Below are 13,229 nucleotides of genomic sequence, written 5' to 3'. Positions count from 1 at the left end.
CAACAGAAAACCAAATAAGATAACTCGCATACTTTTTTCCCAACAACTAGTCAGGATAAAAGTAGCAGATGTATCCGTATGCTTCAGAAAAATCTATGGAAAGGTTCTTAAACCTTTCAGAATCGGTTTGCAGCGATAAGATACATTGAAATAAGAAGCGCTAATGCCGATGAGTCATAGAGAGCGTTTGCATTATTGTTATTGATTGTTTGATGCCTTATAGTACGCACATTAACAGACAGCTTTGATTTCCATAGCTGTGTAAGGCTGTAATCGGGCGATGCTTCAAATAAATAAAACGCATCATTGCGGTTTTCGTATTTAAGTATCGTCAGACGCTGATCTGTTTTGTTACATAACCAGCTATCGAGAATTTTGTTTTTATCATTTAGCAGGCTGATCTTGATGTTGGGTTCATGACACAATGCAACCACGGGGTAATGCTCTTCTTTAGAGATAGTTGTTGTTTGGGTCTGGTTGTGGCCGATCTCCCATATTAACTCAATGGGGTCATCCAGTGAATCATTATCCCCGATGGGAGCTGCTTCGTTAGACTCTGTCGTAACTGCTTCAGTAGCCTTTGTAATATCCGCTTCAGTAGTCACTTTCATAGCAGTTTTGGTATTAGCATCGTTATAGGGATCAGTAGTAATAGCAGGAACAGCGGGAATTACAGGATTTATAAAACTGTATATGGAATGAGAATTCGTAGAAGGATCACTTGGAGGAATAATGTTTAACTTAGGGTCTATGTTTTTGCACAGCGGATGAGGGTCGTTATTCCTTTTACAGACATAAAACTTGACGCGCATGTTGTGTGTCCGACAATGACCGCCTTTTCGGTTGTTAAGTGAACTCAGGTCGCCATCTGATGTGGAAAATGCATAGTAATATTTCCCCCCTTCAAAAGTCATATCGTCTCTACCGGCAGCGAATTCAAGAAACTGTAGATTTACAAAAAACAGTTTATTGGCATCATTGCAAACAAAATGGTAAACCCTGCTTGAGGGATTTTCCGGTATCTCACAGTTTTCGTAGAAGGTTTCGTTTCTTACTAACCATAGATTTTCATTCATATCTGAGATTTGTTTATCAAATCTGCGTTGCCTTATCACAGTGGGAAGGTTGGGGCAAATAAAGTATATTTTTCCGTTTAACCGTACGCCTACGGTTTTGTTCTCTGCGTGTGAATATAAATCTTTCACCCATAGAGCGCTTGTGTAGGTATCACCGGCATCACATGTCTGAAATAGACATAACAACAAAATGAACCCGAATAAGACCAGTTGCATAATTGTTCTCTAGTACAAATTCAGATTAAGAAATAGCAGACAACTCTGCAGATTTTTAGTAAATAAGACAATAAAAAGACATTCATAGAGTTTACTCATCATTTGTTGAAACAAAGAAGTTGTGCCTGGTTCTTGCTAATCCGCTTAAATCATCTGGTTCTTAACCCTGTCAGAGTGCGCTTGTAATAATAAGATACACAGAGATCAAAAGCGCCAATACCTGTGGGTTATAAAAGGTGTCTGCGTTATTGTTATGATAATCTCTGGAGCTAACCACATTGACAGACAGCTTCGATTTCGGTGCCAGTATACGGCGATATTCCGGTGAAGCCTCAAATAGATAAACGTCGCCATACCGGTATTTGGGTTTAAGTATCGTCAGGCGCTCACCGACTTTCTGGCATAGCCAGCTATTGACAATGGTTCCTTTGTCGTTCAGCAGATTGATCCTGGTGCTGGGCTCTTTACACTTTGCAATCACCGGATAATGCTCTTCTTCAAAGATATTTGCAGTTCGGGTCTGGTTGTAGCCCATCATCCAAACTAAACGAATGGGCTGTGCCTGTGAATGTTCATGTCTGGTTGAAGTTGTTTCGGAATCGGTTTGAGTATTGTTGACAGTCATAGTGACAGGAGCCGTTCCCGAAGCGGTTGCCGTAACTATTGCAGTACTCTTGTCAGTGGTAGTGACGGGAGCCGTTCCCGAAGCGGTTGTCATAACTGTAGCGGTACTCTTGTCAGTGGCAGAGACGGGAGCCGTTCCGGAAGCGGTTGTCATAACGATTGCTGTCTCGTTGTCGGCCATAGTCACCGGAGCCGTTTCGGAAGCGGTTGTCATAACGATTGCTGTCTCGTTATTGGCCACAGTGACGTGAGTCGTTCCGGGAGCGGTTGTCATAACGATTGCTGTTTCGTTGTCGGCCATAGTGACGGGAGCTGTTCCGGGAGCGGTTGTCATAACGATTGCTGTTTCGTTGTCGGCCATAGTGACGGGAGCCGTTCCTGAAGCGGTTGTCATAACAATTGCTGTTTCGTTGTCGGCCATAGTCACCGGAGTCGTTCCGGGAGCGGTTGTGATAACGATTGCTGTCTCGTTGTTGGCCATAGTGACGGGAGCCGTTCCAGTGGCGGTTGTCACAACTATTGCAGTGTCGTTGTCAGCCATAGTGACAGGGACCGTTCCATTAGCGGTTGTGTTAATTATTGCGGTACCGTTGTCAGTGGCAGTTGCAGGGACAGCTGTCGTTACAGGATTTGTTAAAGGTGTCTTTATGGGAGCAGAAAGAAAAGCACCCGTTGCATTATACCAGTTTAACTGAGGGTCCGGATAACTGCAGCTGGGGTCCGTTTCATTATAATTTTTACAGATATAAACCTTGAGGCGCATGTTGTGTGTTCGACAATGTCCGTCTTTTTTACTCTCAAGTGAGTCCTTAAAACCGGTTGACGTGGACATAAAGTAGTAATGTTGCCCGCCTTTAAACGTTCTGTCGTCCCTTCCGGCAGCATGCTCAAGAAACAGTATACTCAGAAAGCCCAGGCGAAGGGGATCGCGACATAGATGGACAGATGTTTCATCTGAGGTGATTTTCGGTATCTCACAATTCTCATAGTAGGTCTTGTTATCCGTCAACCATATATTTTCATACATGTTGGAGGTTTGTCTGATGGAAGTACGCATCTTTACCACGGTGGCAATATTGGGACAAACAAAATACATATGTGAGTTTAACTTTACCGATACGCTCTTATTTTCGTCGCGGGAATATAACTCGTCAATCCACCAGGTGCTCTGGTAGACTTGGCGACTAGCATGGCAGGTCAGGGGCAAATGGGATAACAACAAGAATACGATTAAGACAAATTGCATAATTGATCTCTGACAAGATGTCAGTGTTAAAGTAGCAGACAGGCCAGTGCATCTTTCGAAAGCCCGGAGATTTTTAACTTTGCCTGCAAATATCCGGGCTTAACGGGCAGAAAATAGAAACCACAGTGTAACGTTACGTCCACTTTTCATGAGACGGCAATACCTCTGAAGCCTGCTGCTGCCTTAACTTTACCCGATAAAAACAGCAGTTTTCTGATGCTGAAAACTTCCCGCCAATTAACAAAATCTTACAAAAATAATTCAAGACTGACGGTGAAGCGAGTATAATGCGCACCCGATTAAGGTTTGAACAATCTGTATGTATATGTAACCGGTGGCAGCCCGGACGACATTCACAACAATAAGACGAGGAGCTCTCCATGGAAGTAGCTTTTTGGGATGGCAAACGCGCACCCGGTATTTCTGATCATATTGACCTCGGAGCTTTCTCTAATCTTGGGGAAGTGATTGCAGATGCTGTCGATAGACATGGAGACAAGCCCGCCTTCACAGGACTGGGATTAACTCTCAGCTTTAATGAGGTGGATCGCCTGAGCGATCAGTTTGCAGCCTACCTTCAGCAGCACACCGGATTGCAGCCCGGTGATCGCATTGCTCTGCAAATGCCTAACATTTTGCAGTATCCAGTGGTGGCCTTTGGTGCCATCAAAGCGGGTTTGGTCATTGTTAATACGAATCCTCTATATACTGCCAGAGAGATTAAACATCAGTTCAATGACGCAGGTGTGAAAGCACTGGTCTGCGTCAATATCGTTGGACATCTGGTCGAAGAAGTCTTATCGGAGACTGGTGTTGAGCACCTGATTGTGACTGATCTGGCGGATCTGTTGCCCTGGCCGAAACGCTCCTTAATCAACTTTGCCGTTAAGCACGTCAAGAAAATGGTGCCGTCTTACAGCCTTCCAACGGCCATAACTTTCAGGAAGGCCCTGGCACTGGGTAGCAAGGGAACCTATAAGCCACCCAAGCCAGCACAAAGAGAAGATCTGGCTGCTCTGCAGTACACTGGGGGGACTACCGGTGTCGCCAAGGGTGCGATGTTGACTCATGCCAATCTGGTCGGCAATGTTCTCCAGACAGTTGAGTTGAGAAGACAGGTGAATGCTGATGGTAGTCCGGTTTGCAATCCTGAAGGTGATACTGTGGTAGCGCCATTGCCTCTTTATCACATCTATGCCTTCTCGGTTCACTTGTTGTCATACTTCTCTCTGGGAGGGCACAGTATCCTGATTGCTAACCCCAGGGATATTGATACCTTTATCAAAACCATCAAGCCATGGCGTATCAATGCATTCATTGGCCTCAACACTCTGTTTGTCGGCCTGATGAATCATCCCGAGTTCAAGAACATTGACTTCTCTGACCTGAGGGTGACCAATTCGGGGGGGACAGCGCTTCAGCAGGCGACAGCAGATCGCTGGCTCGAACTGACTGGCTGCCGAATTGGTGAAGGCTATGGTTTGTCCGAAACCTCTCCTATTTTGACCGCCAATCCTGCGGGTGACTTTGTTCAGGATGGCACAGTGGGTATTGCCCTACCGGGTACTGCTCTGAAAGTCATTGATGATGAAGGCAACGAGTTACCATTCGGTGAACGCGGCGAACTCTGTGCAAAAGGTCCCCAGGTCATGGCAGGTTATTGGCAACGCCCTGAAGCGACTACCGAAGTGCTGGACAACGAAGGCTGGTTCCGTACGGGTGATGTAGCCATTATTGGTGAAGACGGTTATATACGTATCGTAGACCGTCTGAAAGATATGGTGCTGGTATCCGGTTTTAATGTCTATCCTAACGAGATTGAGGATGTCGTGGCCAGGCATGAAAAAGTGCAAAACTGTGCGGTGATCGGAGTACCTGATGAAAAAACAGGAGAGGCAGTAAAACTGTTTGTTATTCCACAGGATGACAGTATTACCGAGCAGGAGTTGAAGGATTACTGTCGTAAAAATATGACGGCTTACAAAGTGCCCAGACAGGTGGAGTTCAGGGTAGAGCTTCCGATGACCCCCGTCGGTAAGGTTTTAAGAAAAGATCTCCGTGCGCAGGAACTGAAGAAGCTGGAAACAGCCTGATTATAATTGCAGCGATCTGTTTTATGGAGCATGGCATAGACTCGTAATGAGTCTATGCCACTATCTGGTAATAAAAACGATGACAGCCAGTCGTATGATTTAATTAGACTGTTCGTAGGATTGGCTATTGAAAAAGAAATGATTATTTTTTTCTTAATTCGTTAGTCGTTATTTAGTTTTGCATCATAATTTATGTACGACACTGTTTACAGTTAGTCAGTGCAATGGTACTTTTGATGCTTTCCAAATATTGCCCACCCTGGTTCTATAATGAATATTTTTGAAGAGTCCCTGAATATCCTGAAATCAAAAGTACAGTTACGTAAACTGTTTCAGGGCATGCATGTTGAAGATATAGAAAACGTTATCAGACGTGTAGAAGCGATCCATGCAGAAAAAGTGCGTGAGCACAATGAGCAGAAGGAACAACAAGGTCGCAAAAGAGAAGCTGTTGAAAGCATTCTTGGTCAGATGCAGGAGAAAGGTCTGACCATTGAAGATCTGATGGCTTCTACTGTTGTAGAGAAAACCAGAAAAGGAAAGCCAAGACAGCGCTATCAATTTCAATACGAAAAAGAAGACGGCTCTGTGGTTAACTGGGAAGGCGCTACCATGGGTCGTATTCCATCGGAGTTTACTGAATATCTGTCAAAGACAGGAAAAGAACGTAAAGACTGTATTGTGGCTGAGCTTTAATACTCATCAGCGCAAAAGTTATTACTAAATGGCCTGAGAAATGTAATAGCCAGCAAGTCAAATAAAAAACCGGATGATTCCGGTTTTTTATTAGTTGAATTGCAGGTCAGAGACGCTGCTTGATTTTTTCTTTCAGTACGCCTTCTTCGGTGTAGCCTCTCAACACTTCATCGGGGAATACCAGTGCAGGTGTTCCGCGAATGCCAAGCTCCTGTGCCAGACGCAGGTTCTCGTCAAGCTGCTGAGTTACAGACTCGTCTACTTTCAGTTTGTCGGAGTCTACTCCCTCTGCTTTCAGCGCCGCTTTAATGGAGCTGCTGGTGTGTCTGCCGGGTCTGGACATCAGACGCTGGTTAACAGACAGGTATTTATCCTTGTCCAGCTTGAAGGTGGCCAGAGCCATTTCCGCAGCTTCACGTGATTCCGGGCCAAGAACGGGGAGTTCCTTGACAACAATTTTTACATCAGGGTTCTCTTCAACAATTTTCTTCAGGATAGGATCCTGACGCTTGCAGAAACCACAGTTGTAATCACCAAAGTAGGCAATAGTTACCTTGGCTTCAGGGTTGCCCATAATGGGGTTCTCAGGGTTTTCGAATAGCTGCTTTTGACGGTCTTCCAGCATCTGCGTTTCGGCACTTTGCTGGGCAGCTATTTCTCGCTTTCTCAGTTCGTTCATAGCTTCAACCAGGATGTCAGGGTTTTCTACCAGTGTTTTACGAACCAGCTCTCTGACTTCCTGCTTCTGCTGATCATCCAGAGACTGTGCCTGAATGTTGAGCGAGCCCATCAATAGGGTAGTGGCGAGAATAAAAGTTTTTTTCATCGTGCTCATCTTTGAGTCAGTATTTGTTTCCCTGAGTTGTTGCTGAAGCTCATGGGAGTGAGATTCACTTCAGGGGCGAAATAGCTTTGACTGCCACTTTGTCATGATTAAATGGCAATGGCAAAGACTTATAGGCCAGGCTGTCTGGCTATGGAGCCCATCTGTTGGTGAAACTTCAGGGCTCAGGTTGGTCGGTAAACAGCGAAAAAGCATTCCATTATGATTCTATGAGAAGCTTTTCGGGCTGATTTCCCGGGTTTACCTGGACGATGCCTTCTCAATAGCCGCTGCAACACTGTCATGGTCGAGAATAACCGGCAGTGGTATTCCTTCAGGAGCACCCGGACCATAGACGATATTGAAAGGTACACCAAATCGCCCGTTCTTCTGAAGGTAGGCATTAATTTCTTCTGAAGGCCGGGTCCAGTCTCCTTTCATAGTTATCATAGAGTTTTTTTGCAGGCGACTGTTGGTTGGATCCCTGTCGATGACCCTGATCTTGTTTGCTTTACAAGTGATACACCAGTCAGCTGTGACATCGACAAAGACGACTTTGCCTTCAGCCACCGAGCTGGCAATTTCCTGCTCATTCAGGGGGTTCCAGATCAGATTGTCTGATGTCGATTGTTCCGGACTGAACAAACCGGTCGACCAAGCTCCGAAGAGCACTATCGCCATTGACAGGAACAGTGAGGGCAGTAGCAATAGTCTTTTTCCAGCTTGAGGCATCAAGCTGATCAACAGGCGATGCAGGACCAGTACAGTAGGAATCAGGGCAATCATCAGAAGCAGATAGACTGGCAGGAATGCCTGAAGCAGGCTGGTTAGCCACAACGAAGTCACCAGCAGCATCAGTGCCAGTAAACGACGAAGGTTGATCATCCACTGACCGGGTTTTGGCATCCACTTCAAAAGAGAGGGTCTGGCTGCAATCAGCAGATACGGAAGGGCAAGACCTATGCCCAAAGCCGTGAATATGGCAAACAGGTTGAAGCTGTTGGTGGACAGGGCAAAGGCGACGGCGGTTCCCAGAAATGGCGCTGAACAGGGCGTTGCCAGAAGCGTTGCGAACATACCCTGAACAAAGTGGCCTGCTGTACTGTTATCACCTGCTGTAGCCAGCCTGGTCGACAGGAATGAGGGCAGATGGATTTCAAACAGGCCTATCAGGTTGGCAGCAAAAAGGGCAGTTACCGCCACCATGAAACCGATAAACCAGGGGCTTTGAAACTGGATGCCCCAACCAATACTGTTGCCGGTCAGCTTGAGTATCCAGAGAAACGTCGCCAGTAACCAGAAGGAGAAAACAATGCCTGCCGCAGAGCTAAGAAACTGCTTGCGGGTGACTTTGGCTTCCTGGCCTGAAGCATGGAGTACGGAAGAAAGCTTCATACCGAGGACGGGCAGAACGCAGGGCATCAGGTTGAGGATAAGGCCGCCCAGAAGTGCCAGACCCAGTAACACCATCAGGCTTGCTGAACGGGTGTCTGCTGGCAGTGAACTGGCAGCGACTTCCTTGACGGACAGGGTTTTTTCAAGGCCATTGTCGCCATTAAGAAGGGTAACGGTGACAGGTTCATCTGACAGGTTGTATTCACCCAGCCAGCTTGATGCATTCATGACGGCCTGAAGCTGGTTGCCCTCAATGGTAAATTCCGGCAGTCCGAAGGTAATCTCTTCCTGACCATCGATGATGACGTCAACGGCCTTTTCCCAGCCAGTCTCAGAGTGGGCAGTGGCAACAACCTTGTTGTTTTCCTTGTTCCATACAACAGATTCCACGCTCAGCCCTGAGTCCGGCATAGTCGTCGGAACCCGGGAAAGGGCTTTATCAATCAGGAATGACGCTTGCGGGTCTGCTTTCAGATCAGAGGGTGTGAAATCCAGTTGAATCTCGTAATCTGTCAGTACGCATACCGTGGTGCAGGAAGACAACCTCAGCCTGGCATCGATGGAGACCGGCTGATTCAAATCTTTAACCTGAATCAGAAGAGGAAAAACCGTACCATTTTTATAGCCAAGGGTATGCAGTCCCAGCATTTCTATACGCTCTGGAGCGGGCCAGAGCCACTCAACCGTTTCTATATTACTGCTGCCTTGTGGCTGTTCTATACGCCAGTCGATTTCAGGTGGAATACCAGCCTCACCGGGTGATCGCCAGTAAGTCTTCCAGTCACCTGATAATTGGACTTCCAGTGCCGCATAAAGTTGACGGGTGGTCGGGTCTGCTTCACCAGAAAAGTGTAGCCTGACCCTGGCCTCAGGCTGCTGAGGGTTCACTAACCATTCAGTTGAAAGAGCATGTGCAGGTCGATTGAGCGATAAAAGAAGGAATACCAGACATAAGCTGAATAGCACTAGCAGGGTATTCTGTCTGCTGTTTTTTGAAACTGTTGCAGTGCAGCTTATCTGAGAATGCAGATTAAGTGATCGTATCTTCATGTATATCCCGATAAATTCAGGCAGACCTTAAAAAGTCGATTATTGTCAAAGACTGCACAGTGCAAAAAAGCATGAGTCTATCTCGACATTGGCGAAACTTTGCCTGAAAAAACATTGTCAGGGTAAATGTGGCCGGTCAGTGACCGTTCTCTATTGATCCTGTGAATGATACGCTGGACTTCAGTACCTGGATTCAGGAAAAATGATTTTTCTTTGATATTTTCAACCCGTTCCCACGCTCTGAGGCTGTCGCAAAACTCACTCCAGCATGGGAACGAGTTGACTCCTGTCATTCCCGGCTTCATTCTCGTCATTCCCGCGAAGGCGGGAATCCACACTGACTCACCACCAGAACCATATTGCCCGGTGCCCCCCTGGCCTTGTCATCCCCGAGAAGGCAGAGATCCACAGTTGGCGCTGGATTCCCGCCTTCGCGGGAATGACGACCTCAGAGCATGGGAACGAGCTGTTGGAGTTTTGCAGCACCCTCTTTAGCTTTGGGAGGCTGACAATGTATCCAGTAGTCAGAAATACTCCGTTGCGGTCAATTTTTTGAGTCCGGTTGGCTGTTTGGAGAAATGCACCCATTCGCTGGGGTCGGTGTGTAGCTGGCACTCAATGGTAGAAAGGGTTGAGGTGTGTTTTCAACAAAATAACTGATTAACACACTGAATTACTTGTGGATAACTCATGAGGTGCCTGAAATTACAAGGCGTTTATGCATTGGTTGAAAAATAATCAGACGAGAGTCTCTTGAATATGTTGGGCCTTTTGAAAGCCGTATTTATACGTTAATTGTTGTTTATAAGGCTACAAAATTTTGTGTATAACCTGCTTCAACAGTTGTTTTTTGAGAGCGTGTGTTTAAAGCAGGAGCCTGCTGAGAGCAAGCTCCAGACAGAGATATCATTGATTGCGATCCACATCAAAAGCTGCAAAAGCCTGCTGAACGGGCATGATTTCCATGGCGTTAATATTGACATGGGCTGGTCTGCTTGCGACCCAGTAGATGCTCTCTGCGATATCTTCTGCTGAAAGAGGCTTCATACCTTTATACACTGCATCGGCTTTTGATTGATCACCCTCGAAACGCACGAGTGAAAATTCAGTTTCAGCCATTCCGGGTTCGATATTGGTCACTCTGATGCCATTCCCCAGAAGGTCAGAACGAAGATTCAGGGAAAACTGTTTTACAAATGCTTTGGTGCCGCCATAAACATTGCCACCAGGGTAAGGATAATTACCGGCAACTGATCCCAGGTTAATAATACTGCCACTGTTGTTTTTCTTCAGGGCCGGTAAAAGCGCATGAGTGATCAGAACCAGCCCTTTAATGTTGGTGTCGATCATGTTTATCCACTGTCGTGTATCACACTGGTCAGCCGGTTTAGTGCCCAGAGCCAGACCGGCATTGTTGATCAGAGTATGAATGTCTGAAAAAGCTTCCGGGAGGCTGCTCAGCGCATCCTGAATGGCATCTTCATCTCTTATATCAAAAACAAGGCAGTGAACAGGACAGGATGCCGAGAGTTCTCTGGCCAGTGCTTCCAGACGTTCCTTTCTTCTGCCGGTAATTACCAGCTGCCAGCCTTGTTCACTGGCAAAACGACGGGCACAGGCTTCACCAAAACCGGAAGTGGCTCCGGTGATAAACACAGTTTTCAAGCTCAAGGGGGGACTCCTGGTCAGAGTGGGTCTTTTCTCTTTCCTTATTATGTCAGATTCTCAGAGCTATTATTTTTTTAGTCTCAGTGAGGCTGCTGACTGACTTCCTGCGCATGAAAATATGCTTTCGAATGCGGACAGAGTCAGATTGTTGGGCATTACTGTTACTCACTGTTTTCCTTCGGTGGGGTACTCTACTATGACTTTACCAGGCGGTAAGATAACGGAAGAACAAGTTCACAGGGGTCAGGCCGTTTATTCAAAGCGGGTTCTCAATATCTATGATATTGCCGTGCTGGGCATTTCCAACCGTTTTATCTGGCAGTGTCCGACACCTATAATCCTGGACTGGTTTAATCAGCACGTCAGCGACCAGCATCTGGATATAGGGGTTGGCACCGGTTATTTCCCTGACCGCTGCCAGTTCCCAACCGATCATCCATCGTTGACATTGGTAGACCTGAACGTAAACACACTTGAGTATGCCGGGCAGCGAGTAAACCGTTATCAACCCATTACCCTGGTGCATAACGTTTTCAAACCGTTTACCTCCTTGCCGGTCAATGCCTTCAACTCTATCAGCATGAACTATTTACTGCACTGCCTGCCAGGCAGCATCCATAGCAAAGCTGTCGTGTTCGATCACGTTAAGCCCTTGCTGAATGAAGGGGGAAAACTGTTTGGCTCCACCATTCTTAATGTACCTCGTACTCTGGTGGCAAAAGCTCTTATTGGCCTTTATAACCGAAAAGGGATCTTCAGCAATCAGAAAGATTATCTGGATGGGTTGGAGCAGGAATTGCGCTCAAGATTCACCGATGTGGACATTCTGGTGACCGGTTGTGTCGCTCGTTTTGTAGCCAGTAGCCAGTAGCCAGTAGCCAGTAGTCAGTAAGTGCAGAAACAGAATTACAGCTCAATGAAAATACTCACTGGCCAGACGGGGGTTGATGATTCCTGTGTCACAGGGACTATTTAATATCGACGACCTTCAAATCCTGCTGTTTTTTCAGATCTAAATCGCGATAACGAATCCCGGGTTTATCAAAGTCTACCGATGCGAAATCAATCTCCCGAATACGGCTGTTAAACATGGTTTTGTAATAGTATTTCAGGTCTTTGGTATCCATAGCCGTCGTCCACTGAGTGGAGCCCAGTGTGTCGTCTTTGGGGAGTTCATCTCTGGCGAATACTGCACCAGAAGGAATATCAAAGTTGTTCAGGATGCGCAGTGATTCCATTGCGGCGGCATAGCCATTTTCGACGGGGCGTGCTGTGTTTCGAAGTGCCGCTGCGCGAACAAATCGAGATACGGGTGAGTAATCGCCAGGCAGGCCAATCATGCCCGAACCAGCACCGTGTGGCGTTAACTCCAGATCGCCTACTTTAATGTCTGGTTTGGCTTTAGCGGTAAGGCCGATGTAGTTTTTCAGGTTTTGCAGATGCCAGGGAAATTCAGGATTGTTAGTTAACACGCCGACGGGGTTGTCATAAATATTCAGCTGGCCGCCATGGGTGTACTCCACCACGATTGATGCTCCTGAGCGATCTGTGATCATGAAATGGATCGGAGGCACGATATTGCCTAAGCCTTTTTCCTTGACGGGGGCTACATCTATTTTTGGAAGATTTTGCTTTATATCTTTTATTGTCGACTGGGTAGAAAGTACCCAGTTGCTGATGTCTTGAGGGCCAATTGTGTTTGCTGCTTTGGCCGGGTCATAGGGTGGAAACTCGGCAGTGCCTGGCAAGTAAAGCACTGAAACGGCTAACCCTTTTTCGTTCATTCCATCAATAAGCGCTGGTTTATTCAGGCCATTGATGCCGACAACACCGTATTTGGCTTTCCACTTTAAGCCCGGTTTGCCATCAGGCGTGAGACCCGTGAAGGCGGTGTCTCGTGGTATCACCATAATTTTTGATTCCAGATCAAAGGATCCCCACTCTTCAGTGCGAGCCTGGATGACCGCATCGTCCTCTGAAACCAGTGTAATGCCCGTACAGGCCAGAGCGATTGGGATCTGAACAACGGCGGCAAGAGCCATGGCGCTGAGAAGAAAGGCTGCGATGACCGATACTTTTAATGAAGTAGTGTTCATAAAAAAGCGCTCTTTGTGATGAGTAAGGCGCGATCGAAGTATAGCGTCTTAAGTACTCAACCATACGAAATCATATTTTCTGACTCATTGTTCAGGCACTCGCGGCAACTGCTCCTGCGTTGCTCTAGCTCCTGCATCCATGCAGTCGTGATGCGTTGCAACTCTGGTCACATAGCTTGCTATGTTCCCGTCGTTGCGTCTTGCAGAGCACCTACCCAATAAGCCAGAAATATTCGATTCCGTATG

Annotated in this window: 10 protein-coding genes; 4 read left to right on the top strand and 6 right to left on the bottom strand. The window is 46.7% G+C overall.

The genetic code is table 11. The features are described from left to right. Nucleotides 1-116: 116 nt before the first annotated feature. On the bottom strand, nt 117-1,292 hold the full coding sequence (locus ACOJUN_RS03015) for a hypothetical protein (protein ID WP_422135193.1): 1,176 nt from the start codon (nt 1,290-1,292) through the stop codon (nt 117-119). Nucleotides 1,293-1,461: 169 nt separating this feature from the next. After that, nucleotides 1,462-3,162 carry a hypothetical protein gene (locus tag ACOJUN_RS03010; protein WP_422135192.1) on the bottom strand — a complete coding sequence of 567 codons (1,701 nt, stop codon included), beginning with the start codon at nt 3,160-3,162 and terminating at the stop codon, nt 1,462-1,464. Between the two features lie 380 nt (nt 3,163-3,542). Here ACOJUN_RS03010 and ACOJUN_RS03005 point away from each other — a divergent pair, with 380 nt between their 5' ends. Both ACOJUN_RS03005 and ACOJUN_RS03000 read left to right on the top strand, forming a co-directional pair. After that, a complete protein-coding gene (locus ACOJUN_RS03005) occupies nt 3,543-5,255 on the top strand; it encodes an AMP-binding protein (RefSeq protein ID WP_422135191.1) in 1,713 nt (570 codons plus the stop codon). Between the two features lie 270 nt (nt 5,256-5,525). After that, a complete protein-coding gene (locus ACOJUN_RS03000) occupies nt 5,526-5,951 on the top strand; it encodes a hypothetical protein (RefSeq protein WP_422135190.1) in 426 nt (141 codons plus the stop codon). A gap of 106 nt (nt 5,952-6,057) precedes the next feature. Here ACOJUN_RS03000 and ACOJUN_RS02995 read toward each other — a convergent pair whose 3' ends face one another. Together ACOJUN_RS02995 and ACOJUN_RS02990 are read right to left on the bottom strand one after the other, a co-directional pair. Continuing rightward, complete coding sequence (locus tag ACOJUN_RS02995) at nt 6,058-6,777, bottom strand: DsbA family protein (RefSeq protein ID WP_422135189.1); 720 nt, start codon at nt 6,775-6,777, stop codon at nt 6,058-6,060. 258 nt (nt 6,778-7,035) lie between these two features. After that, nucleotides 7,036-9,057 (bottom strand): protein-disulfide reductase DsbD family protein, encoded by a 2,022-nt coding sequence (locus tag ACOJUN_RS02990; protein ID WP_422135188.1) that lies wholly within the window; start codon nt 9,055-9,057, stop codon nt 7,036-7,038. A 441-nt stretch (nt 9,058-9,498) separates the two neighbouring features. On the opposite strand from ACOJUN_RS02990, the gene ACOJUN_RS02985 reads away from it, so the two are divergent. Continuing rightward, a complete protein-coding gene (locus tag ACOJUN_RS02985) occupies nt 9,499-9,714 on the top strand; it encodes a hypothetical protein (RefSeq protein WP_422135187.1) in 216 nt (71 codons plus the stop codon). Nucleotides 9,715-10,125: 411 nt separating this feature from the next. On the opposite strand, the gene ACOJUN_RS02980 is transcribed toward ACOJUN_RS02985, so the two are convergent. Next, the gene (locus tag ACOJUN_RS02980; protein WP_422137034.1) at nt 10,126-10,884 is read right to left on the bottom strand and encodes an SDR family oxidoreductase; all 759 of its coding nucleotides are present in this window, start codon (nt 10,882-10,884) and stop codon (nt 10,126-10,128) included. Nucleotides 10,885-11,083: 199 nt separating this feature from the next. Between ACOJUN_RS02980 and ACOJUN_RS02975 the strand changes: the two genes are divergently transcribed. Then, a complete protein-coding gene (locus tag ACOJUN_RS02975; RefSeq protein ID WP_422135186.1) occupies nt 11,084-11,758 on the top strand; it encodes a class I SAM-dependent methyltransferase in 675 nt (224 codons plus the stop codon). A gap of 97 nt (nt 11,759-11,855) precedes the next feature. Here the strand turns inward: ACOJUN_RS02975 and ACOJUN_RS02970 are convergent, their stop codons facing one another. After that, entirely contained in the window at nt 11,856-12,983 is a 1,128-nt protein-coding gene (locus tag ACOJUN_RS02970; RefSeq protein ID WP_422135185.1) for a linear amide C-N hydrolase, read from the bottom strand. Between the last annotated feature and the right edge of the window lie 246 nt (nt 12,984-13,229).

Origin of the sequence: Endozoicomonas sp. ALD040 (assembly GCF_049275945.1) — a bacterium.
Classification (GTDB): domain Bacteria; phylum Pseudomonadota; class Gammaproteobacteria; order Pseudomonadales; family Endozoicomonadaceae; genus Endozoicomonas_A.
This window is presented reverse-complemented; position numbering and strand designations above follow the sequence as displayed.